The organism is Arthrobacter sp. MYb224, from assembly GCF_002975455.1.
In the GTDB taxonomy this organism is placed as follows: Bacteria; Actinomycetota; Actinomycetes; order Actinomycetales; family Micrococcaceae; genus Glutamicibacter.
Map to the genome: position 1 here is coordinate 93,436 of NZ_PCPU01000008.1, position 24,137 is coordinate 117,572.

The following is a 24,137-nucleotide window of genomic DNA, read 5'->3' on the forward strand; positions in this document are numbered from 1 at the left end:
GCACAGCGTCTTGCAACCCTTTTCTGGAGGTTAGCTAGAAGGGCTATGTCAAGGGAGCCTAGCCCCACCGGCTAGCGCTTTCAATAGCATGCCCGAAGATGTGGATAAACTCCGACGGGTTTTCCACAGTGCGAGGTGCGGCTCGAATAGTGGACCATCGTGCGTGCTGAAGTGTTGCCAAGACCCAGCTAGCGATTGAGGAGGAGAATTCATGGTGCGCTATGAGTTGCTGCTGGCGGCGCGGTGTTTCGCCCAGCCGCGCCAATTCAGGCTCGACGTTTCCGCGCAGCTAGATGGCGCTGGGCTGGCCAAAATTTTGGCCGGCTCCTTCGGCGCGACGCGCTGGTTTGTGGCAGACACCGCTCTGGAAGATTGTGGGATGCTCAGCGCGCGCACTCACCTGTTGCTGACCGATATTCCGCGAGCCACTGCCACCTCGGGGGTCCGGATGCCTGCCGCGCTGCAACTCTTTGTCGCATCTGGGCCGGACGCCGGGGCGAGCGTGCGACTGGACCAAGGCGTGCATCGGCTGGGGCGCTGTGCCCCGCTGTGGCTGCAGGACCCGCTGATCGCCCGGCACCATGCCCAAATTGCAGTGGACCAATCGGCCCTGGTACTGACCTGTGATGATGCAAATACGATCGGGGTGGATGACCGCGTCGGGAAGCGGAGTTCGGTGACCCGTCTGCAGCTGCACCGCGGAACGCGCTTTTGTTTGGGAGACACCGAATTGTGCGTCGGCGATCCGGTACTGCTTGATACCGGCCAGAGTCTGTCGGCCGAGCAACTGCGCTGGCAGCTGCCAGACAAACCGGAGCTACAACGATTGATCGCCTTGTGCTTGGCTGCCCTGGTTCCGATGCTTTCCGGGGTGTTGCTGGCGGTGCTCACCGGGTCGATGTTGTTCTTGTTGCTCAGCGGCGCTTCGGCCCTCTTGGGAATCGTACCTGCCGGGCAGCTGATCCTCGAGCGTCGCCGGTGGAAAGCCAAGGCCGTGGTGCACCGCGCCCAGGTGGCGCAAGCTCGTGAGGCCTATGCGCCGCCGTTGGGGATCGCCCTGCTCGCCGGGTTGGATCGTACCGAGTTGGGGATGCCGAATTCCGGATTGCCTCCGCTGGTGTTCGGCCGAGGGCTGTGGTCCCCGGCGGCGGAAGAGATGACGCCGAAGAAGAAGCGGCGCAGGAAACCGCGCAGCGCTTTGGATGCCCCCTGCCCCTCGCCGGTGTTCACCGCCAGCGTTCCCGGCGCCTGGCAGATCGTCGGCGATCAGGACAAGGCGAGCTGCGAACTGCTGTTTGCCCTGCTCGCCCGCTACCTGCCCGCGGTCCTTGCCGGACGGCTGGAACTGATACTTGACCCGCAACTCGAATGCCTTCCGGCCAGTCTGATCCTGTTACCCGGGGTGAGCACCGGGCTGCCACCGGCTCCACGCGCAAGCCTGCTGGCAGCACCGGCGACCGGCGAAGTGCGCTCCCTGTACGTGCTGGCCACCGCAGCACAGCCCTGCGAGGAGTCGATAGTGCTCGGGCTGAGCCGCGCCCCGGTGCCGCAGGGCACCTGGTGGGTGAATCCCCTGTTGCCGCTAGCCTCGCTCGAAGATCCGCAGCTGGCCTTGCGGAACGTGCAGCGGCTGAGCGCACCGCGTTTCGCCCGGCTGATCGATCGATGTCTGGACCTCGCCGAAACCCACGGTCCCCTCAGCAGTCCTGCGCCGCCGACGGGCGAGGGACAGCCTGTACGACCCGGGTTGACCGCCCACATTGGCACCACCACGCAGCTTGATCCGGTGGTTCTGGACTTTGACTCCGACGGGCCGCACATGCTGATCTGCGGCACCACCGGATCAGGAAAATCCGAGGCGCTACGCCGCATTGTCAAAGAACTAGCTGCCGATTACTCCCCCGAAGAATTAGCCTTCGTCCTCGTCGATTTCAAGGGCGGAGCCGGGCTTTCGGTCTTCGCCGCCTTGCCTCATGTCCAACTCTTCGCCAGCGACCTCGACGCGGCGGCCGCGCAACGCACCCTGGCTCAATTAGAAGTCGAGGTCACTCGCCGCGAACAACTGCTGGCCAACTATCGCTGCAGCGACCTGCTCGAATACCAACAACTGAGCGATCCGGCGCCAGCCTTGCCAAGGCTGTTGGTGGTGATCGACGAATTTCGGGTATTTAGCGAATCCATCCCGGAAGCCAGCCCACGAATCGACCGGCTCGCGGCCGTGGGCCGGGCTCTGGGCATTCACCTGTTGCTTAGCACCCAGCGGCCAGCAGGAACCCTGACCGGGCAAACCCGGGCAAACCTCAATACCGTGATCGCACTGCGCGTTAATGACCCGGGTGAATCCATTGAGCTGGTCGGTATCCGGGACGCTGCCTCGCTGTTGGACCCCGGGCAAGCAATCATCCATTGCGCCACGCGGCAGACCCGAAAATTCCAATTTGCGCTCGCCTTCGACCCACCGCCCTATGGTGAACTGGCCGAACGAGGGCCAATGAACCTCCGCGCACGGCAGCTCTGCACCTTTGGGGCGCCCCCAACTGCCTACGAAGCTATGGAGGCACTGCACGACCAGATGGAAACTGTGGCTCAGCGCTGGGCGACGCTTCGATTACCGCGCTCACCGTTTGCCCCGGCACTACCCGCGCAACCTGAACCACCCGGTTCGGACTGGTCACCCATGAGGCCAGACACTATTTGGTGCGGGTTGATTGACCAGCTAGAGCACGGCGCCCTCGAGCCACTAGAGCTTGGTGGCGAGGCGAGGCGCAGCCTGTTGGTGTGTGGCCTTCCGGAGGCTGGCCCTCGTCAGCTATTGACCGGCCTGTGTCGGCTGCCGCGCAAAATACTGAGTTTCGGGCCCGCGCTGAACGCAGATGAACGCAGCAGCCCGCACCTGCGACAAATTACCGGGGAAGACGTTTACGACTTTCTAGATGCGCTGGACTACCTCGAGGAACGGTGCGAAGACACGCGCCTACTCGTTCTAGTTCATGGTGTCGCGCAGCTGCAATCCTTGCTGCACCCACAGCATTTTCAACGCTTCGACGAAGTTCTCGGGGGTCTCTTGCGTCGCGGTGCAGCCGGTGGCACCACCATCCTCCTCGCGGTGGATCGGGATCAGGCGCTGCTCAAAGCCGCAGGGCTGTGCACCGAGCAATGGTACTTTCCTTTTCAGGCCACCGAATCCTTGAAAATGACCTGGCCTCGCCTGCCCGAAACTGCAAGCGTGGTCGGACGAGGAATAATGGTGTGCGGTACCGACGCTGCACGCACCATCCAGTTAGGTTCGCCCCAGCCCGCGGCCTTGGAACAAGGCGTGTGGAACGCGAATATCGATGACTCTTCCTACTTAGCCGAGCCAGGGGCTTTCCCGCTTGGCAAGCGTTCATTTGTAGATGCCACGATAAGTCTGTCTGCCTCGGCGATGACGCTCCTGATCTGTGGAAACCCTTTGATCCGAGAAGAGCTAAGCAAATGCCTGTGTCACCGGTGGTCGCTAGAACGCTTGCACGGAATCGACGAATTCGAATCACGGCTTGACCAAATGGCACCGGGGAATATCGCGCTGGTGCTCGAACATACGAACGACCCACGACTTGCCGGGTTGCTAAATTCCGCGCTGAGCCGTGCGGTGATCCCGGTGCTATTCGTACCGCCTTCCAGCCGACTTGCCTACGAGATCGGGGCGCCGGGCATGGCACTCGATGACCGTTGTGTTGCATTAGTCGAAGCCCACCATCCGCACGATATGCAACCCATGTCGTGGGAGCCATTGAGTTCTCAAGAATCGAGACAGCGGGTAAACAAATGGCGCGCGGTCGCCAGTTACCGTGGGCAACCACGCGCCATCTATATCGACATGGATGACTTCTAGGATTGCGGGCGGTCTCCTAGAAATATGGTTGTCTTGGGTGCAAACAACATCACGACGATGATTCCGGCGATCACGATGGCCGCAATCGCGATACCGCTAAATGGGCCTTGCAAGAAGGAAAACGAGAGGATCAATTGGAACAGCTGCCACACGATAATCGGTGCGCGTGTGAAGGCCTTCCCCTGGAAGAAGTTGAAGGAAACGCTGATCTGCCAGGCGCCGGCTGCGAAGCACAGGACGAGCATGAAGATTCGGCCGCCCATGTTCAAGTCCCCGGCGTCAGCGAGATGCATTAGGTAGTTGACCGCGTAAACCAGGACCGCCACCGCTTCGAGCATTGTCAGGGCTGAGACGGCCAAAACGCTGGGAGGACGGGATACGGAAGATTCGTTGTTGCTCACGACAACAATTTTCGTGCAAGCAACTCAGGAACTCAAACGCGCAACATCGAAGGCGAATATGGCACCGACCACAGCCCCTTCAGTTAGCGCAGCGAGCCACGGAAATCCATGTGAGAAAGCACTCAGGCATTCAACCACATTTCACTTCCGTGACTCTTGTTTACTTTCTCGTAACATGAAAACCTAATGTGGTTGGTTAAACGAACACCCCTGCTCGTACCTCTCCAACTCATCGATGACCTTTCCGGTACACACAACGTAACGCACCTGCAATTCCTATTCGCAGTTGTTTTCTGTTTGTGACGATTTCTGGGAGGTCTTCGTTCCCCTAAATATTTCAAGGAGCATCAATAAGCATGGATTGGCGTAGCCGCGCGGCGTGTCTGGAAAAGGACCCGGAACTTTTCTTCCCGGTGGGTAACACCGGTCCGGCCCTATTACAGATCGAAGAGGCCAAAAGCGTATGCCGTCGATGCGACGTCACGGAAACCTGCCTGCAGTGGGCCATCGAGTCCGGGCAGGATGCCGGCGTCTGGGGCGGCATGAGTGAAGACGAGCGTCGCGCCCTGAAGCGTCGTGCTGCACGGGCCCGTCGCGCTTCTTAGAGTAATAGCTGCACCCGAGGTAGTTCTCGCAACCCGGGTTGCTGTCCGAAATCCGTCAGTGGCAACTCTACTGGCGGATTTCGACTTTAACCCGTGAAATTCTCAGGCCAGCTGAGTAACCTACACTTAGTATCTGTGTTCGAAAGGAGCAAGGTCGTGTCCCAGACTCGCCATCCGTGCTCCCCTGTGGCAGGAGTTTTCTTTGATTAGCCCGGATCGACCAGACTCGCTCGTCGGACAAGTAATTGGTCACCGCTATCGGTTAGATACGCTGATCGCGCTCGGTGGGATGTCACGGGTATACCGGGCGATGGATCAGAATTTGCACCGGTCTGTGGCCGTCAAGGTACTGGACGAGAACTACGCTAGCGAATCGATGGTCCGCGAACGGTTCGAGTCCGAAGCCATTATCGCAGCGAATATCTCCCACCCGAATGTAGTGTCCATCCGCGACCATGCCGTTTCCGGAAGTCACGTGTATCTGGTGATGGAGTACGTTCGCGGACGTAATCTTTCCCAAGTTATCGAGGAACGTGGACGGTTTACTCCACGGCAGATGCTAAGCGTTCTTGAGCGAATCTGCAGCGGCCTACGTGCCGCGCACCTCGAAGGCATTGTGCACCGGGATATGAAACCGGCGAACGTTCTCCTTTCAGATAATGGCGAAATCAAGATCACCGATTTTGGCCTGGCTCGTGCGGCCAGCGCGCATACTCAGTCCGGGACGCTTGTCGCCACGCTCTCCCATGTTTCGCCCGAGCTAGTTTCAGGGGCGCCCTCCGATTCGCGTAGCGACATTTACGCCGTTGGAATCATGATCTATCAAATGCTCACCGGTCAGTTGCCATTCCCGGTATCCAACCCCGCAGCGATGATGAAGCAACATCTCGATTCGCCAATGCCGTTGCCTTCTACAATGGTTCCAGGGCTCAGCGAAGATCTCGATGAACTGGTGCGCTACTGCACAGAAAAAGATCCGGATCTCCGTCCGCAGAATGCCGGCTTCTTACTCGATGATGTCATCCAGATCCGTTCCACGCTCACCGATGAGGAGCTCGACCTTGATGCCGATTCTCTAGGTCAGATTTCGGACTTGGCCCCATTGGCTGCCGAGGCAATGCCTACCACCGTGCAGCAACGACTAGACGAGTGGCAGCGTTATCGTGAGGAACAACGCCAACCGTGGTGGTTGGACGAAAACACGCTCGGGGAGACGGCCGCTTCGACGACCGAAGACTACTCTGCGGTTCCCTTCGAAGAAGCCACCGCGGTCATCAGCGCCTCCCAAGCAACCGAAGTATTGGATCTTCGCGAGGCCCAGCCCACCACTGTGACACCTCAGCTGTCCCTCGGCGATCCAGTCCAAGCGTTACCGGCAACGGACGCCACTGCGGCTTATTCTCGCGAAGATTTAGTTGGGTTCGACGATTCAGCTCTGGTGGCCGAAAAACCCGTGGCACCAGCTACTACCCATGGTTCAGCTCGCGCGCAGAAGCAGGAGCAAAAACGCGCGGCGAAACAATGGCGCAAGACCGCGCAAATACCCACCCATCAACTGGTGAAGCCAAAATCTGCCGGAAGGCGTTCGGTGATCTTGGTGGTACTCATTTTTATCATCGCGTTAGTCGCTGCTGGTGCATGGTTCTTCGGCCGCGGCCCGGGAACCATTATTCGCATCCCATCGCTGACCGGAATGTTGCAAAACCAGGTTGTCGCCCAATTTGATGAGCAAGGCGTACCGGTACGAGTGAACTCCGTCTATGACGATGAGATCGCTGTCGGCCGCGTAGTGCAAACCCAGCCGCGCACCGGTGAAAGCATGATGAAGTTTCAGGGCGTCGATTTACTGATTTCTCGCGGCCCGGAACTCTTCGAAATTCCGGCGCTCGAAGGAGTGACCGAGGAGGAAGCCGCCGAGCAACTTTCCGATCTGGGCTTGGCCAAAGTGAAGACGAGCCTAGAGTATTCCTCCTCCGTCGCCAAGGGACAGGTCACTTCCAGCTCACCGGCCGCCGGCGAACTGGCGGGGCGGAAAAACACCGTGGCATTGGTGATCTCGCGGGGTCCGGCACCGGTGCAGATACCTAACCTCGCTGGGATGTCACCGGAGCACGCCGAGCAGGCGCTGAGCGAGGTCGGCTTGAAGCTGAAGCTCGGCGAGCAGCAGTACTCGCCAAAAGTTGACCAAGGGTTGGTCGCGGATCAGAGCCCACGGCAGCAAACCGTTGAGTTTGGCAGCACCGTCACCGTTCATGTCTCCAAGGGGCCTGAATACCTTCAGGTGCCTTCGGTGATCGGTCAAAGCCTGGCCGAGGCGAGTGCAACGCTTGAGGAAGCCGGATTCACCGTCTCGACGCGATCGGTGCTTGGCGGCTTCTCGGACACGGTACGCATGCAGACCCCACGGAACCAGCGCGCCGTACGCGGCAGTGAAGTCAGACTGTACGCGTTCTAAACCAAAGGCTTCGCTATTTTAAATTACTTTGGCTTCCCGCAATCGCGGGAAGCCAAAGTTAATTAGTGCCGCGGGCGTTTAGCGACGACCACGGCTCTGCAGCGCACTGGAAACCAAGAAGGCCATTTCCAGGGACTGTTTGTGGTTCAGGCGTGGGTCACAGACCGACTCGTAGAGGTCGTCGAACTGTTCCTGGCGGATCGGGTCGGCACCGCCGAGGCACTCGGCCACGTCGTCACCGGTCATTTCCACGTGCAGGCCACCTGGGAAGGTGCCCAGCGAATCATGGACCTCAAAGAATCCACGGACTTCGTCCATGACATCGTCGAATTTGCGGGTCTTGTAGCCGTTCTCGCTGGTGACGGTGTTTCCGTGCATCGGGTCGGTTACCCACAGTACCTGGGCGCCGGAGGCGGTGACCTTCTCGACCAAATTTGGCAGCTTCTCGCGAATGTTCTGCGCACCCATTCGGGTAATGAAGGTCAGTCGCCCTGGTTCCCGGTTTGGATCCAGCTTCTCGATCAGTTCCAGCGCATCGTCTGGCGAGGTGTTCGGGCCAAGCTTGACGCCGATCGGGTTGCGCACTCGGGACAGGAAGTCCACATGTGCGTGATCCAACTGGCGGGTGCGTTCGCCGATCCACAAGAAGTGTCCCGAAGTGTCGTACGGCTGGCCGGTACGCGAATCGGTACGGGTCAAGGCACGCTCGTAGTCCAGCAGCAACGCCTCGTGGGAAGCGAAGAATTCGGTGCGCTTCAGTGCTTCGAAGTCGGCTCCGCAGGCATCCATGAAGCGGATGGCGGAGTCGATCTCTCCGGCAAGCTGTTCGTAAGCAGAGTGCGCAGGGTTAGCCATGAAGCCGGCATTCCATGAATGCACGCTGCGCAAGTCTGCGAATCCGCCCTGGGTGAAGGCGCGGATCAGGTTCAGCGTTGCCGAAGAGGTGTTGTAAGCCTGCACCAGACGCTTCGGATCATGCGCACGGGACTCGGGGGTGAAGTCATAGCCGTTGACGATGTCGCCGCGGAAGGCCGGCAAGGTCACGCCATCGCGAGTCTCATCATTTGAAGAACGTGGCTTGGCGAACTGGCCCGCCATGCGTCCCATCTTGATAACTGGCATCGAAGCACCATAGGTAAGCACGACGGCCATCTGCAAAATGGTCTTAACGCGCGCTGAGATCTTATCCGCGGTCGCCGCGTCGAAGGTCTCGGCACAGTCGCCACCCTGCAGCAGGAAGGCTTTACCCTGCGCCGCGGCGGCCAGGCGTTCGCGGAGGACATCCACTTCACCGGCAAATACCAGTGGCGGACGTGAACCCAGTTCGGATATTGAGGCACTATAGTCCGGGTGCTCACGCCAGGTGGGCTGTTGGGCAATAGGCAAATCACGCCACGCATCAAGTTGAGGGTCGGTGGCGGGGCCGGCTACAGAAGAGCCAGGCAATGGGGTTCGGTTTTCTTCGCTCACCTTAACAATTCTACGTCCGAGAGCATCAAAGCACCGCGATGAATGTAACAACTCGACGTAACACACCGATTCTGGAAGTCCGGCGTGTTGCGAGACCAACTATTTTTTGATTTTTTTCGGGGCGTAAACGTCAACATAGTTCTGTCCGGAAAGCTCGTTGATGGCCTTGCGGATTTCATCTGCCACGTGACGCAGCGCCTGCGGGTCATCGACCTGTTCGGCATACTTGCTGAAGTCCAGGGGTTCTCCGACGTGGATCCCGATACGGCCCGGACGCGGGACTCCTTGCCCGATAGGTTGAACCCTATCCGTGCCGATCATGGCGACCGGAATGACTGGAGCTCCGGATTCCATGGCGAGTTTCGCTACTCCCAGCTTGGCTCGGTAGAGCCTGCCATCAGGCGAACGCGTCCCTTCCGGGTAGATCCCAAGCAATTTGCCTTCTCGCAGTGCCCGGTTGGCGCTGTCCAGCGAGGCCGCGGAGCCTTTGCCGCCGGAACGGTCCATCGGCAGCTGATTAATGTTTCGAAAGAACCAGGCGACGAAGCGTCCCTTGGGCCCCTTGCCGTTGAAGTAGTCGTCCTTTGCAAGAAAAATAACCGGGCGCTCAAGACTCGCGGGCAGAAAGACCGAATCGCTGACCGACAGGTGGTTCGAGGCGAGGATCGCGGCACCATGTTCGGGGATATTTTCGATGCCTTGGAGATCGATCTTGAAGAAGATACGCAACAATGGCCGGACCGCGAACCGTTTAAGAAAGTCGTAGAGCACGGGGTGGCATTTCCTTATTCTCGTCTTCGAACAACTTTGCGCAGGAGACAACCGGACGGCGCCTTAGCCCACACCATACAATTGTGCACTACGCTCGACAGTGAACCGTTGAATTTTAGGGGTGCACATGATGAAAGATACTTCCTTGGTCCCGGAAACCGGGTCCGCTTCGGACGTGGCTGTATTGCTGATCCACGGTTTCACCGGCTCCACGACGGCTATGCGCCCATGGGCTGACTCGCTGCAGAGCCATGGTGTACACACGAGCGTACCTATACTTCCCGGACATGAGACACGCTGGCAGGATCTGATCGGCCGACCCTACGGACAGTGGATCCAGGCGACGGAGGATGCCTTCGATGAACTGGCGTCCGCGCATCAACATGTTTTTGTCGCCGGGCTCTCGATGGGCGGGGCGTTGGCACTGCACCTCGCATCACGCCGTAATGTCAGCGGAGTGTCCCTGGTGAACCCTGGCTTGGTCATCGATTCGCCGGTTGCCCCCTACGCGGGCTATCTGCGCCGGGTGGTTCGGACAGTCGCGCCGATAAGCAATGACATTGCCTATCCCGGGGCCGACGAGAATGCCTACGAACGTACGCCGGTTGCGGCAGTACATGAGGTGTACAAGCTTTTCGCGCAGACGCGGGCTCGTTTGCCATTGGTGGCGGCACCAGTACAGTTACTCCGTTCCGCAGTGGACAACGTGGTCTCGGATGCATCCGTTCACGCCTTGCTCAACGGGCTCGGGCCGGGAATTCTGCGCGAGCGAATTGCGTTGTCACGTAGTAGGCATGTGGCGACATTGGATTATGATGCGCCTAAAATTTTCAAGGAATCGCTGCGCTTCATTACTGACGTCGCGGCACGGGAAGAGGCCCAATGAGCCCTGCAGAGAACGAGCCTTCAAAAGCCGAGGACCCGCGCTGGGATCAACTGGTGGAGAATTTCAAAAGTCTCGACGCGCAGGCTCCTCGCGAGCCAAGCGCTGCCGAACGTGCCACCCAATTGGACAAGCTGTTTAACACCGGGCCGCTCGCTCGCGGACCACGCGATTATGAACCAGTAGATACTCCCGACGAATTCGTTCCCGAAGAGCCCGCCGCTCTGGGCAGTGGCGATCCGATGTTGAATTTGGCGTGGGTCGGCGCGGCCGGCGGACCCTTTGGATTGCTGTTTTGCGTGATCTTTTTCCGCAGTGCACCGGGGTTTATTTATCTGGGCTTGGCCGCAGCGGCGATTCTTGGCATTTTTTACCTGCTGCGAAGACTACCGACTCAGCGCGATCCGGGAGATGATGGGGCAAAGGTCTAATCGACTTGGAACACTGCAACTGCTACGTTACTATCGAGTAATATAAATGTGACGCAGCTTACGAGGCGTTATAACCTAGGACACTTACCACAGGAGTTGAGTACCAGATGCGCGAATTTAGCTCGCCACTTCGCATCCACTCGCCGGAAAATTCGAACATCACCGATCTGCTCCTACGACATGCAAATTCGGCAGCCAACCCTGCCTTATTCTCTGTGCCGACCGCCAGTGGGGCTTGGCAGGACATCACCGCATCGCAGTTCGCAGCCGATGCCTCGGCCATCGCGCGTGGTTTCATCGCCTCCGGCATTGAGCAGGGGTCACGCATCGGACTCATGGCCCGTACCCGCTATGAGTGGACACTCGTTGATTTCGCTATCTGGTACGCGGGATGCGTCACCGTGCCCATCTACGAAACCTCCTCCCCCAGCCAGGTCGCCTGGATCGTCGCCGATTCCGAAGCCTGCGCCATGGTCGTTGAATCACCCAACCACGAAAACGTCGTCCGTCAGGCGGCCCATCAAGAAACCCTCGAATCCTTGGACAACATCTGGCAATTCGAAGGTGGCCTCGATGAGCTACGCAAGGCCGGCGAAAATGTTAGCGACGAAGAGTTGGAAGAACGACGCGCCTCGGCCACGCTGAACGACGTGGCCACCCTGATATACACCTCTGGCACCACCGGACGCCCCAAGGGTTGCGAGCTGACCCATGGAAACTTCGTTGAACTATCCGAAAACGCTGCAGCTGAACTTCCGCAGTGCGTGTATCCGGGAGCCGCGACGATCATGTTCTTGCCGCTGGCGCATGTGTTCGCCCGCTACATCTCGGTGCTGGCAGTTTCCGCAGGTTGCCGCGTGGGACACACCCCGGATGTCAAAAATCTCTTGCCTGATTTACAGTCCTTCAAGCCAAACTTCATTCTCGCGGTGCCGCGAGTCTTCGAAAAGGTCTACAACTCTTCGATGCTCAAGGCAGAAGACGCCGGCAAGGGCAAAATCTTCCATGCCGGCGTGGATGTTGCTGTCGCATATTCCAAAGCTCAAGGCGCCGGCAAGGTTCCGCTGGTCCTCAAGCTAAAGCACAAGCTGTTCGATGCCCTGTTGTACAGCAAGTTGCGCGCCGCGATGGGCGGAAACATTCGCCATGCAGTTTCCGGCGGTGCCCCGCTAGGAGAACGCCTCGGTCATTTCTTCCACGGGATCGGGCTGACTGTCCTCGAAGGCTACGGGCTGACCGAGACTACGGCTCCGATCACCGTGAACACCATCGATCGCATTAAGATCGGCACGGTGGGTCCACCGCTACCGGGCAACGCTGTACGCATCGCGGAGGATGGCGAGATTCTAGCCAAGGGCATCTGTGTCATGCGCGGTTACCACAACCGCCCCGAACTGGAAGGCGAAACCTTCGTCGACGGCTGGTTCCGCACCGGAGATGTTGGCGAGCTGGATGCCGACGGCTTCTTGAGAATCACCGGGCGCAAGAAGGAAATCATTGTTACTGCCAGTGGCAAGAATGTAATTCCTGCACTGCTTGAAGACCAAATTCGCGCCGATTCGCTTGTTTCCCAGTGTGTCGTCTTGGGCGATGGCCGGCCGTTCATTTCGGCTCTGGTCACCTTGGACCCAGAGGCATTGCATGGTTGGTTGGAGCGCCACCAGCTCGATACCGCGCTGACCGTGGAAGAGGTTAGCGACCTAGATCAGGTAAAGACCCACGTGCAGTCCCTCATCGACAAAGCCAATAACTCTGTTAGCCGGGCAGAATCGATCAAGGCCTTCCGGATTGTGCCGACGGACTTCACCGAATCTTCCGGACATCTGACCCCTTCTATGAAGATCAAGCGCGCCGTGGTCTTCAAGGATTACGAAGCGGTCATCGACGAAATCTATTCGGCAGATAAGCCCGTCGCATAGTTCAATACAGCATCGGCAAGTTCCCACGATTCGTGGGATGCAGCGGCCCAGGGCAACCTGCGGCCGCTTTGCTGCGTCTGCTCGGCAAAATTCATTGGGAGCACAACCCGTTCGAAGACCGGCGCCGGGGTGGCAGAGGTTCTCGCACCGAGCTGCACGTACACCAGGTTCTCGGCCAGTGCCGTTCGGCCGTTGAGCAGTAGCCACTGCACTAGCTCCATCAGTGCAGGCTCTGCAGTTGCGGAGCCATCGCCCACCACGACCAGCACGTCGGCCTCGTTGAAGCGTCCAGCAAGTGCCGCCTTGACTCGTTCGGGGCCCGCGACGTGGACCTGCGAGTTCAGCGCTAGCTGCGCCAACTGGCCTTCAAGGAACTCGGCAAGTTCTGCGGCCGGCAGTGCCGCACTAAGCGCGAAGACGGTAATTTTCAAGTTCTCCCGCACCTTGCCCGCCGCGATGGCTTTCGCTCGCAACGTGGCTGGCTTCAGCGTCGGACCTGACTTACGCGCTATCCTCATGTCTCTCCTTGAACAAGAATTTGAGCTCTCCGGACTTCTTGGTGAAAATCGAAGCCGTCAGAGAGCATCGTGCCACATCTGCCCGTTGGGGTACTACTCCGGTGGACCGCGCACAAGCGCATTGATGCCAATGTGCAAAGGTGTGGCCCCAAGGACCAGTTCAAAGTCCCCGGGGCCACACCTATTGCTCAGCGAATGCTGCGCCTTCGTTGACTTACTTTGGTTCGATGACGAGCAGCAGATCGCCGCCCTGCACCTGGCTGGTTCCGTCCAACGTTACCTGCGAAACGACACCCGAAGCGTTGGCCGTGATGCCAGCTTCCATCTTCATCGCTTCGATGGTTGCTACCGATTGCCCTGCTTCGATCAAGTCGCCGACCTTGACGTTGACCGTCACGGCGCCGGCGAACGGTGCCGCCACGTGGCCCGAATTGGTCGGATCGGCCTTTGCCGCACTCTTCACCGTCGACTCGACCGATTCGTCACGCACCTTGATCTGGCGCGACTGGCCATTGAGCGAGAACACCACGGTGCGCAAGCCCTTCTCATCAGCTTCGGATACCGAGATCAGCTTCACCAGCAGGCGCACACCGGTACCAAGGGACACCACGCGCTCAACCTCTGGGGTCAGGCCGAATAGGTAGTCGCGGGTGTGCAGCACGGACAGGTCGCCGTAGTTCTCCAGGGACTTCTCGAAGTCGCGCGTCGGACCGGCAAAGAGCAAGCGGTTCAAGGTCGCGCGGATCGTCTCGTCGTCGGCATTGAGCGCCGCCGAGTCTTCGTCCGAGAGCTCTTCAACGCGTGGGCGCACGCTGCGGCCCTGCAATGCCTTCGTGCGGAATGGCTCTGGCCAGCCACCCGGAGGATTGCCCAGCTCACCCGAGAGGAACTGGATGACCGAATCCGGGATGTCGAAGTTCTGCGGATTGGCTTCGAAATCTGCCGCCGGAACGCCGGAGCCGACCAGCTGCAATGCCAGATCGCCGACAACCTTGGAAGACGGGGTCACCTTGACCACGTTTCCGAGCATGGCGTTGACCGAGGCATACATGGATTCGATGGCCTCAAAACGCTCGCCCAGCCCCAGTGCGATGGCCTGCTGACGAAGGTTCGAGAGCTGTCCACCGGGAATTTCATGCTGGTATACGCGCCCGGTTGGTGCAGGCAGCCCGGATTCGAACGGCTTGTACATCGCGCGCACCGCCTCCCAGTACGGTTCCAGCGAGGCTACCGCGTCCAAGGAAAGCCCTGAATCGCGTTCGGTATGCTCAAGCGCTGCCACGAGGGCAGAGGCAGAAGGCTGGCTGGTAGTGCCGGCCATCGCAGCCGAAGCCACATCAACTGCATCCACGCCTGCATCGATCGCTGCCATCAGGGTAGCAAGCTGTCCACCAGAGGTGTCATGGGTATGCAGGTGAACCGGCACGTCGAAGCGTTCGCGCAAAGCGGTGACCAGCTTCTTTGCGGCGGCCGGACGCAGCAGTCCTGCCATATCCTTGATCGCGATAATGTGTGCACCGGCATCGATGATCTGCTGAGCCAGATTCAGGTAGTAGTCAAGGGTGTACAGCTTCTCGTTGGAATCGAGCAGGTTGCCGGTGTAGCACAGGGCCACCTCGGCGACGGCGGTTCCGGTTTCGCGCACAGCCTTGATGGCCGGAGCCATCTGCGAGACGTCATTCAACGCATCGAAGATGCGGAAGATGTCGATGCCACTCTTCGCGGCCTGCTTTACGAACGCGTCGGTAACCTCGGTGGGGTACGGGGTATAACCTACGGTATTGCGGCCACGCAGCAGCATCTGCAGCGGGATATTCGGCAGTTCGGCACGCAGCAGTTCTAGACGCTTCCATGGATCTTCGCCCAGGAATCGAAGCGAGACATCGTAGGTCGCGCCTCCCCAGACTTCCATGGAGAACAACTGCGGCACGGTATGCGCGTAGGCAGGCGCAGCGGCGAGCAGATCGCGGGTACGCACGCGAGTGGCCAGCAATGACTGGTGTGCGTCGCGGAAGGTGGTGTCGGTAACGCCCACGGCCTTCGCATCGCGCAGCGCCTTGGCAAAACCTTCGGGCCCCAGATCCAGCAGCTTCTGACGCCAGCCAGCTGGAGCTGCTACCGATTTCGAAGGGCCGTCGAATGGCGAACGCTCCGGCTCCGAGGATTTGTCCCCCGGGAAGCTCGGAAGCTTCTTGCGTGGATCGATGCCATCGATTCGTTCGCCGTTCGGCTTGTTGACGGTCACGTGAGCCAGGTAGTTCAGCGCCTTGGTGCCGCGGTCCTGAGATTCGTTGCCGGTCAGCAGATCCGGGCGCGAGTCAATGAAGTCGGTCGCGACGTCTCCGGCGATGAACTGTGGATCGTTGAGAACATTCTGGATGAACGGAATGTTGGTGGCCACACCACGGACGCGGAATTCGGCCAGCGCACGTCGTGCCCGCGCTACGGCGGTCTTGTAGTCGCGGCCACGACAGGTGAGCTTAACCAGCATGGAGTCAAAGTGCGGGGAAACTTCTGCGCCTGCGTAGATGGTGCCGCCATCAAGACGCACGCCGGAACCACCAGCAGAACGGTAAACGGTAATGGTTCCCACATCTGGTCGGAAGCCATTTGCCGGGTCCTCAGTGGTGATGCGCGACTGCAGCGCCCAACCACGAACCTCGATGTTGTCCTGGCTGATGTCAAGATCGCTCAGCGATTCACCGGAGGCGATACGCATCTGAGCCTGTACGAGGTCAATATCAGTGACTTCTTCGGTCACCGTGTGCTCCACCTGGATACGTGGGTTCATTTCGATGAACACGTGCTGTCCTGCCCGCTCACCGACGGTATCAACCAGGAATTCGACGGTACCAGCGTTCTGGTAACCCAGGGTCTGCGCAAACTTCACGGCGTCACGGAACAGCGCCTGACGGATGGACTCATCCAGGTTCGGTGCCGGAGCGATCTCGACGACCTTTTGATGACGGCGCTGCAAGGAGCAGTCACGCTCGTGCAGGTGCACCACGTTGCCCTGCTCATCGGCGAGGATCTGCACCTCGATGTGACGCGGGCGAAGGACTGCCTGCTCAAGGAAGACGGTCGGATCGCCAAAGGCGGTACCGGCTTCGCGCATTGCCGCACCCATTAGCTCGGGCAGGTCTTCGCGCTTGTCGACACGGCGCATGCCGCGGCCGCCACCGCCAGCAACTGCCTTGACGAAGATCGGGAAGCCAATGCGGTCGGCCTCGGCTAGGAGGAAGTCAACATCGTCGCTCGGTTCGGAGGATTCCAATACCGGGATGCCGGCCTTGCGCGCTGCCTTCAGCGCAGCGACCTTGTTTCCGGCCAGCTCAAGCACGTCCGCCTTTGGACCGATGAACTTAATACCGTTTTCTGCAGCCTTGCGGGCCAGGTCTGGGTTCTCCGAAAGGAATCCGTAACCTGGGTAAATCGCGTCTGCGCCGGCTTCCTTGGCGACGCGGACGATTTCGTCAATGTCCAGGTAGGCGCGAACCGGGTGGCCCTCTTCGCCAATCTGGTAGGCCTCTCCCGCTTTCTGGCGGTGGATCGAGTTACGATCTTCATATGGGTAGACGGCAATTGTTTTTGCGCCTAGTTCGTAACCAGCGCGGAAAGCACGAATTGCAATCTCACCGCGGTTGGCGACCAAGATTTTCTCAAACATAGTTTCCCTACATCGATTCAGCACACCCATTTGGAAGACGGGGGAACGTCCTTCGTGGGACGCTTTGTTCCCGTTTTCCCGGGTGTAGGGCCTCGCATAACGGATATTTTTAACCGCTGCTGTGGATACCCTACCGTGACGGGGTGCACAATTACCAAACATTTCGCCCAGTGGTCTGACCACATGACTTTCTAGCGTCCGCATGCTGTTTTTATGACATAGTTACATTCGTGCTAAAAATCCCACGTTGCGGAGTCGGGGAAATACCGCGTGGCACACTATGATAAAGAGAGACTAAATATTCGGTGGGACGTTTAATCAGCAAGCAGTGAAAGGCGTGGTCTGGTCCGTGCATGTAGTGAGCATCAGCAGCCTCAAGGGTGGCGTAGGAAAAACCTCCGTAACACTCGGATTGGCCTCAGCAGCACTCGCAGCCGGAATTCCGACGCTCGTGATCGATTTAGATCCGCATGCAGACGCGAGCACCGGCTTAGGCGCCCGAGCCAACGGCAAACAGCCAATTGGGCAAATGCTCAAGAATGTTCGCCGTGCGCGACTTCAAGATAATGTCGCAGCCAGCGCATGGCAGTCAAAAGCTGCCGAGAAGAAATCGCGCACCCGAATTCCGGTACTCGATGTCGCCGTGGGCGACGCGTTCACCGGAATTTATGATCGACCAGATCTTCGTACACGAGATTTGCGTCGCCTCTCGCAGCTATTGAGCCGCACCAGCGGATACCAGCTAGTACTTATCGATTGCCCACCATCGCTTAACGGTCTAACCCGCATGGCGTGGAGCGCTTCAGATCAGTTATTGCTCGTCGCTGAGCCTAGCTTGTTCTCAGTAGCTGGAACCGAACGCACACAGCGAGCACTTGAACTCTTCCGCCGCGAATTCGCTCCGTCCCTGGGCCCGGTTAGCGTGGTAGCCAACCGTGTGCGCAAGGATTCTGCCGAGCATACGTTCCGAGTGAACGAGATGCGCCAGATGTTCGGCGATTCCATGGTGAAGCCGGAGATCCCCGAGCACCCAGAATGGCAGCAGATTCAGGGCGCAGCATATTCGGTACATCAGTGGCCAAGCAAGGCCACTGCCCCCATGCTTTCTCAGTTCGATGCGCTACTCAAGGACCTCATGTCCACGGCGCCGACACAGAACGCACAGTCCTAGGGTTTAGAAACAAGAAAGCTTCGGCTCGAACAAACTTATGGAAGTTTGTTCGAGCCGAAGCTTTTGCAATTCTAAGTACTCATCAGCTAACGTTACGGGCGGCCTTAGCAGCGCGTCGTGAAGCGAGCTCATCGGTGACCAACTGGTCCCCCGTGCTTTCCGATGGCAGCATGGCCAACGTTCCTTCAACTTCGCGCCACACTCGGCCTACGGCGATACCGAAGACGCCTTGACCGGCCTGAACCAAGTCTATGACTTCGTCGGCACTGGTGCACTCGTAAACCGAAGCGCCATCGCTCATCAAGGTAATCTGAGCCAGATCTTCCACACCACGTTCGCGGAGGTGGCTCACCGCTGTGCGGATCTGCTGCAGCGAGACACCGGTGTCCAATAGGCGCTTAACCACTTTCAGGACCAGGATATCGCGGAACGAATACAACCGCTGAGTACCGGATCCCTTGGCTTCACGAACCGCCGGTTCAACCAGACCAGTACGAGCCCAGTAGTCCAGCTGTCGGTAGGTAATCCCGGCAGCCTTGCATACAACTGGTCCCCGGTAGCCGGCATGTTCATCCAGCTCGGGCAGATCATCGGTGAAGAGCAAACCTTGGGTATTGGATCGCTGAACGCCACCGGTGGTCCCATGGCGAGGACCGGTCTGGCTAGACTCCATCCAAATACTCCTAGCGTATATGCACATTCATTTGAGAGGCCAGAGACTTTCATGCGACTGACCGGTGCGAGTGATGACGAACCTGGTATCGGTCAACAGAAATTTTCTCTATGCTTCGACGGTACGGCTATAAGGGGCGTTGGTCAAAGACCTTCAAGCTTAACTTTAAGGCGTGTCGCAAATGACGAGTGGGAGACGAGCTAGGCGGAGAAATCTTCGGGGTCAATATTGTCAAGGAATTCTCTGAATTCACGCATTTGTTCCTCGGGAAGCTCTTCGTCTTCGGACTCGATTTCGATGGCAACCCCCGCTGATTCCATGACTTCTTCGGTGCACAGGATCGGGCATTGCGTACGTACCGCCAGCGCAACTGCGTCAGAAGACCGCGAGTCGACGCGCTTGCCGTTGGAGAGCACCAGCTCCGCGGTGAAAATTGCATTCTGCACCGAGACGATCTCGATTCGCACAAGTCTCACTTCAAGAGCTTCGAGCATGTTAACTATCAGATCGTGAGTCATCGGTCTTGGCGGGGTGAGCCCCTGTTCCGACATGGCGATAGCGGACGCTTCGGGTGCGCCAATCCAGAGAGGGAGATACAAATTCTGCTCATGACGCTTAAGTAGCAACAGCGGCTGATTCGATGGAAGCTGAATCCGAATACCGGCAAATTCTAGTTCAAGCATGCACTCCCCCTAGCGTTGCGAACTCGTTCCTGCTATCAGCCTAGCGATCAAGCTGCGAAATCGCACGCTGCACGAGCGCTTCATGAAGCTCTAGGCACTGTCGCGAGATTTCTTGAGCTTCTTCGGTTGCCCTCGCGCGCGCGGAAACTTCAGGCTTTTTCAAGTCCGCACCAATGATGGACTCGATCAAGGAGAACTCGCGTTCTGCAGCGGTACGGAACTGGCGAAGGTGGCGAGGCTCAATACCGTGATTGGAGAGATCGACGGCGGACTTGGTGACCCGCACGCAGTGGGCATCGAATTTGCCCGATTCAGGCTCGACCAGGCCAAAGTTAACTAGCTCATGGACGAGCTCTTCGCTTGCTCCGGTCAGCCCCTGCAGCTCCGCTAGGGAGACAGGACGCGAATGACGGTCGACTGCCTCAACCATATCGCTATTGACTGCCTGCGGCGCTGTGGGCGCTCCACCGGGCAATGCTGCGGGAGCTTCACCACGGTCGATGGCATCGAGATGGTCCTTGATGACCTTTAGCGGCAAGTACTGATCGCGCTGTACTGAGAGAATGAAACGAAGTCGACTCACATCGGAGGCGGAATATTTTCGATATCCGGCCGAGGTGCGCTGCGGGATAATCAATCCCTTGTCCTCCAAGAATCGAATCTTGGAGGCGGTTACCCGTGGGAATTCGTCTTTCAGTTCAGAGAGCACCTCGCCGATATTCAGTGCTGCCGCCCTCACGTTCTCGTGGCGTATTGCCTCGAGTCGTGGGCTACGGGCTGCATCAAAGATTGGCAAAGGAGAATCTCCTCAAGTAGTTAAGCGGATTGACAGCCGCTTGCGAGGCTGCCAGGAAACTAGTTCTTCACTAGTTTAAACGTTAGGTACGCTCTGGTAGAAATTCAGACGGAACTTACCGATCTGCACCTGTACCGCGTTAGCCAAAGTCACCGAGTCGATACGGTCGCCGTTGATGTAGGTTCCATTCAATGAACCAATGTCGGTGAGCTTGAAGATGTCGCCAACGCGCTCAAACTTTGCGTGCCGCCGAGAAACCGTAACATCGTCCAAGAAAATGTCCGCATCCGGGTGGCGACCGGCAATGCTGGAATTGGTATCCAGCAGGAAGCGGGCACCCTTATTAGGTCCGGTATGGGCAATCAGTAGCGCAGATCCCTCAGGAAGTGCTGAGACCGCTGCGCGTTCGTCCTCGGACAGGGGATAAATTACCGAGGGCTCTGCAGTCTTGTGAGCTGCCGGCAAGGAGATATTGGTCGTTTCGGAGGCAGACTCGTTGTGCGGGTCAACCGGCCCATGTTCAGACATTTGGGGTCCTCCAAGAAAATTTGCTCTCAAGCTCGCGCTTGACGACCTTCGGTTAAACGGGTGTTTGGTGGTTTGCACCAGACTATCTCCAGATTAGCCTACTCAACGCTCAAGAGATAACACGAAATTACACATTTTCAATGCTTGGCATGCTCAAACGTGCAATGATTCCTGCATGGAAGAGAATTCTAATGCCATTGCACCGGCAACACGCGGAGAATCCGCGCCTACCAATAAGCACTCAAATTGGAAACTACGGCTCGTACTAGGTTCGCTTGCAATTCTCACTATCCTGGCAATTTACGCGATCGCTACGATATTTATGCCGGTATGGTGGGCAACTCGAATTTCCAGCCAAAATATTGGATCAGCCACCGGAGGCTGGATTTCGGGGTTCTCTCTCGGGTTCGTCTTTACATTGATCCCGCTTCTCGTACTTTGGCAGATTCGGTTCCGCAAGTTGAGCTGGCGATGGCGTGGAGTTATTGCGGTCCTGGCAATCATTCTCGCACTGCCCAATTGGCTGACGCTTGGAATCTTCTGGAACGGCTCGGATGCCGCGCAGAAGGCTCAGGCAATTTTGAATACCGGCGCTACCTGGTTCGGCGGCGCCACACTAGTTGGAGCCATCAGCGCCGCAGCCATCTTCTTGGTCATCTTCATTACCTGGATGATCTTGCGTCGACGGGGATCGCGCGTCAAAGATCTTGAAGCGCAGCATGAAGCACAGCGCCGCACAAGCTCACACGATGAAGCACAATGATCGAAAACAACATGACTGACATTCGGCTCAAACGCGCATACATCGACGCTGAAGCATCCGACGGATACCGGGTCTTGGTCGATCGTTTGTGGCCACGCGGGCAGACCAAAGAGAAACTCTGTGTGGAGCGGTGGGCCAAAGGCATCGCACCGTCAAATGAACTACGCAAGTCTTGGCACCACGATCCGGCGCGATTTGATGAGTTCGCGGAGCACTACCGTGAAGAGCTAAACCAGAACCCGGCTATTGACGAATTCTTGGAGCTGGTCGCCGAACACCCCGTCGTTACGTTCATCTTTGCGGCAAAAGACGAGGAAATTAATCACGCGGTGGTGCTTCGCGACTTTCTGCTTGCACAGCTGAAACAGTGACCTCATCTCGGGTCGAGGCTGGCGGAACAAAACATACACCTTCGACACACGCCTTATCGGACTCCGAGACTTGCTGCAGATCAAATTTGAATTCCATTGTGCTCCCAAAACAGTGGCGGTTCTTAGCATAGAGAACAGCAAACAAGAACTGAATATTCCGGCAGCAATGACGATTGCCCCGCCACGTGATTCGTGACGGGGCAATCATTGACCTTGGGTAGCCTGATTCGGCTTCGTGAGCAGCCTAGTTCTTCGGAACCAGAACACCGTCGAAGAAGGTCGCCAGCTCGGCCGTCGCATCCAGCGGCAGGATATTAGCAACATACTGATCAGGGCGGACGATCACAATGGCACCGTTAGCCGAGATGTCACGCTTCGCGTAGATATCTGAGCCATCGAGCACCGCGTAGACCTTCTCGTAGTCCATTAGTCCGAACTTGCCGCTGTTAGGACGGAAGACCTTCGGCGCGTCATTGAGGTTGAAGGTGGTGTAGTCCTGCTGGAAGACGACCTTCACGTCGAAAAGTGAATCAATATCGGCATCAGCCGGGGTGAACTTGACGATTGGTGATTCTGGCGATTCGAGCAGCCACTTCGACAGGTTGGTCACCTTCGAATCGGCACCGGCCACAGCTTGGTCGGCGAACACGTAGATACGGTATCGACCGTCTGCGCGGTGGTGGTGGCCCAAGTGCACAGGATTGTTGTCGCCTAGGCGCATGACCTCAGATGATTTGAAACGCTTGCCGATCGGGAAACCCTTGGCCAAGTCCTGATGATCTTTTTCGCCGGTGAGAATCGAGGGCTGGTATTCGGTCATGAAGCCTGCAGGGAATTCGGCGGTACGCACATAGAATTCAGCGATACCTTCCTTGCCTTCAAATTCTTCAGGCTTGGCCGCCATCAACGAGGACCATTCCTTATCGAAGTCGATCAGGTTCTTTGCGATGACCTGGCGCTCGCCCGAATAGGTGCGCAGCAGCTCTTCGGGCGCCCGGCCGGAGAGCACGTAGCCGAGCTTCCAAGCGAGGTTGAAACCGTCTTGCATGGACACGTTCATGCCCTGGCCGGCCTTGGCCGAGTGGGTGTGGCAAGCGTCGCCGGTGATGAAGACGCGTGGCTCCCGAGTACCGATTTCTTCGACCTGGACATCGTCGAAGCGGTCGGTCAGGCGGTGGCCAACCTCGTAAACGCTGTTCCACGCAACGTCTTTCACCTCAAGCGTGTACGGGTGCAGGATCGCCTTGGCATGCTCGATGACCTGGTCCAAGGTGGTTTCACGGACCTTGCCTTTGTTGTCTTCTGGAACCTCGCCTAGGTCCACATAAAGCCGGAACAGGTTTCCACCCTCGCGAGGGATCAGCAAGATCGAGCCAGCCTGGGAGTGGATGGCGCACTTGGTGCGAATGTCAGGGAAGTCGGTGAGCGCGAGAGTGTCCATAACGCCCCACGCATGGTTTGCTGCGCCGCCGGCGAGTTGCGCGCCGATGGAACGACGCACGCCGCTGCGGGCTCCGTCCGAGCCAACGACGTACTTGGCACGCACAACGCGTTCTTGGCCCTTGGTCTCGCCATCGGTGGAAATCAAGGTGGCCTTGACAGGGTATTCCTCACCGTCATGGACTTCGAGTGTCTTGAATTCCCAGCCGTAGTCTGGGGTGATTCGTGCTGGCGAGTTGTTTGCGTAGTCGGCAAAGTAGTCAATAACGCGAGCCTGGTTGACGATCAGGTGTGGAAATTCGCTAATGCCGTGAGCGTCATCAGGCGTACGGGCGCCGCGGATGATGCTCTCCGGGTTCTTCGGATCCGGCTCCCAGAAGATGGTTTCCTTGATCTGGTACGCCTCGGCGGTGATGTGCTCAGCAAAGCCAAAAGCCTGGAAAGTTTCGACGCTGCGCGCTTGGATGCCGTCGGCCTGGCCGATTTCCAAGCGGTGCGGGCGCCGGTCGATAATGCGCGTGTGCACCTCGGGGAACTGCGAAAGCTGCGCAGCAGTAATGATACCGGCGGGACCAGCACCGACGATCAATACGTCCATCGCGTCCGGAAGGTCGGCCGGTCGGTTGAGACCGGTTCCGGCGGCCGGCTCGATGCGTGGGTCGCCCGATACATATCCATTGTGGTGAAACTGCACAGCTTCATCCTCACTTCTCTGTGA

The 24,137-nt window shown here is 58.2% G+C and carries 19 protein-coding genes; 9 read left to right on the forward strand and 10 right to left on the reverse strand.

Going from position 1 to position 24,137, the window contains the following annotated elements; all coding sequences use genetic code 11:
• The first annotated feature begins 211 nt into the window (after positions 1-211).
• Entirely contained in the window at positions 212-3,874 is a 3,663-nt protein-coding gene (locus CQ017_RS14725) for an FtsK/SpoIIIE domain-containing protein (RefSeq protein ID WP_105554311.1), read from the forward strand.
• Here CQ017_RS14725 and CQ017_RS14730 read toward each other — a convergent pair.
• Positions 3,871-4,275: a hypothetical protein gene (locus CQ017_RS14730; protein WP_105554312.1), complete on the reverse strand. Its 405-nt coding sequence runs from the start codon at positions 4,273-4,275 to the stop codon at positions 3,871-3,873. The two genes, CQ017_RS14725 and CQ017_RS14730, sit on opposite strands and share 4 nt — an antisense overlap.
• Before the next feature lie 356 nt (positions 4,276-4,631).
• On the opposite strand from CQ017_RS14730, the gene CQ017_RS14735 reads away from it, so the two are divergent.
• Positions 4,632-4,880: a WhiB family transcriptional regulator gene (locus CQ017_RS14735; RefSeq protein WP_096256388.1), complete on the forward strand. Its 249-nt coding sequence runs from the start codon at positions 4,632-4,634 to the stop codon at positions 4,878-4,880.
• A 202-nt stretch (positions 4,881-5,082) separates the two neighbouring features.
• A complete protein-coding gene (locus CQ017_RS14740) occupies positions 5,083-7,335 on the forward strand; it encodes a Stk1 family PASTA domain-containing Ser/Thr kinase (RefSeq protein WP_258133710.1) in 2,253 nt (750 codons plus the stop codon).
• A gap of 78 nt (positions 7,336-7,413) precedes the next feature.
• On the opposite strand, the gene CQ017_RS14745 is transcribed toward CQ017_RS14740, so the two are convergent.
• A complete protein-coding gene (locus tag CQ017_RS14745; RefSeq protein ID WP_374954806.1) occupies positions 7,414-8,805 on the reverse strand; it encodes a class II 3-deoxy-7-phosphoheptulonate synthase in 1,392 nt (463 codons plus the stop codon).
• Between the two features lie 99 nt (positions 8,806-8,904).
• Positions 8,905-9,576: a 1-acyl-sn-glycerol-3-phosphate acyltransferase gene (locus CQ017_RS14750; RefSeq protein WP_105554314.1), complete on the reverse strand. Its 672-nt coding sequence runs from the start codon at positions 9,574-9,576 to the stop codon at positions 8,905-8,907.
• Positions 9,577-9,703: 127 nt separating this feature from the next.
• Between CQ017_RS14750 and CQ017_RS14755 the strand changes: the two genes are divergently transcribed.
• The 3 genes from CQ017_RS14755 (at position 9,704) to CQ017_RS14765 (ending at position 12,809) form a co-directional block, all read left to right on the forward strand.
• On the forward strand, positions 9,704-10,462 hold the full coding sequence (locus CQ017_RS14755) for a carboxylesterase (RefSeq protein WP_105554315.1): 759 nt from the start codon (positions 9,704-9,706) through the stop codon (positions 10,460-10,462).
• A complete protein-coding gene (locus CQ017_RS14760) occupies positions 10,459-10,890 on the forward strand; it encodes a hypothetical protein (protein WP_096284171.1) in 432 nt (143 codons plus the stop codon). The genes CQ017_RS14755 and CQ017_RS14760 overlap by 4 nt, the downstream gene beginning before the upstream one ends.
• A gap of 107 nt (positions 10,891-10,997) precedes the next feature.
• Entirely contained in the window at positions 10,998-12,809 is a 1,812-nt protein-coding gene (locus CQ017_RS14765; protein ID WP_105554316.1) for a long-chain fatty acid--CoA ligase, read from the forward strand.
• Here the strand turns inward: CQ017_RS14765 and CQ017_RS14770 are convergent.
• Together CQ017_RS14770 and CQ017_RS14775 are read right to left on the reverse strand one after the other, a co-directional pair.
• A complete protein-coding gene (locus CQ017_RS14770) occupies positions 12,782-13,327 on the reverse strand; it encodes a hypothetical protein (protein WP_105554317.1) in 546 nt (181 codons plus the stop codon). The genes CQ017_RS14765 and CQ017_RS14770 overlap by 28 nt on opposite strands.
• A 214-nt stretch (positions 13,328-13,541) precedes the next feature.
• On the reverse strand, positions 13,542-16,994 hold the full coding sequence (locus CQ017_RS14775) for a pyruvate carboxylase (protein ID WP_105554318.1): 3,453 nt from the start codon (positions 16,992-16,994) through the stop codon (positions 13,542-13,544).
• 349 nt (positions 16,995-17,343) lie between these two features.
• On the opposite strand from CQ017_RS14775, the gene CQ017_RS14780 reads away from it, so the two are divergent.
• The gene (locus tag CQ017_RS14780) at positions 17,344-18,165 is read left to right on the forward strand and encodes a ParA family protein (protein WP_105554356.1); all 822 of its coding nucleotides are present in this window, start codon (positions 17,344-17,346) and stop codon (positions 18,163-18,165) included.
• 82 nt (positions 18,166-18,247) lie between these two features.
• Here the strand turns inward: CQ017_RS14780 and CQ017_RS14785 are convergent, their stop codons facing one another.
• The 4 genes from CQ017_RS14785 to CQ017_RS14800 all read right to left on the reverse strand — a co-directional run bounded on the left by CQ017_RS14785 (position 18,248) and on the right by CQ017_RS14800 (position 20,845).
• Positions 18,248-18,838, reverse strand: coding sequence for a MerR family transcriptional regulator (locus tag CQ017_RS14785; protein WP_096284180.1), 591 nt, complete (start codon positions 18,836-18,838; stop codon positions 18,248-18,250).
• Between the two features lie 200 nt (positions 18,839-19,038).
• Positions 19,039-19,521, reverse strand: coding sequence for a bifunctional nuclease family protein (locus tag CQ017_RS14790; protein WP_105554319.1), 483 nt, complete (start codon positions 19,519-19,521; stop codon positions 19,039-19,041).
• A gap of 40 nt (positions 19,522-19,561) precedes the next feature.
• Positions 19,562-20,317, reverse strand: coding sequence for a MerR family transcriptional regulator (locus CQ017_RS14795; protein WP_105554320.1), 756 nt, complete (start codon positions 20,315-20,317; stop codon positions 19,562-19,564).
• 75 nt (positions 20,318-20,392) lie between these two features.
• Positions 20,393-20,845: an FHA domain-containing protein gene (locus tag CQ017_RS14800; protein WP_105554321.1), complete on the reverse strand. Its 453-nt coding sequence runs from the start codon at positions 20,843-20,845 to the stop codon at positions 20,393-20,395.
• Between the two features lie 460 nt (positions 20,846-21,305).
• Here CQ017_RS14800 and CQ017_RS17925 point away from each other — a divergent pair, with 460 nt between their 5' ends.
• Positions 21,306-21,608, forward strand: a complete 303-nt coding sequence (locus CQ017_RS17925) for a hypothetical protein (protein ID WP_146112498.1) — start codon at positions 21,306-21,308, stop codon at positions 21,606-21,608.
• Complete coding sequence (locus CQ017_RS14810; protein ID WP_258133714.1) at positions 21,605-21,979, forward strand: DUF488 domain-containing protein; 375 nt, start codon at positions 21,605-21,607, stop codon at positions 21,977-21,979. Before CQ017_RS17925 ends, CQ017_RS14810 begins: the two co-directional genes overlap by 4 nt.
• A gap of 244 nt (positions 21,980-22,223) precedes the next feature.
• Here the strand turns inward: CQ017_RS14810 and CQ017_RS14815 are convergent, their stop codons facing one another.
• Entirely contained in the window at positions 22,224-24,113 is a 1,890-nt protein-coding gene (locus CQ017_RS14815; protein WP_105554323.1) for an FAD-binding monooxygenase, read from the reverse strand.
• Positions 24,114-24,137: the final 24 nt, after the last annotated feature.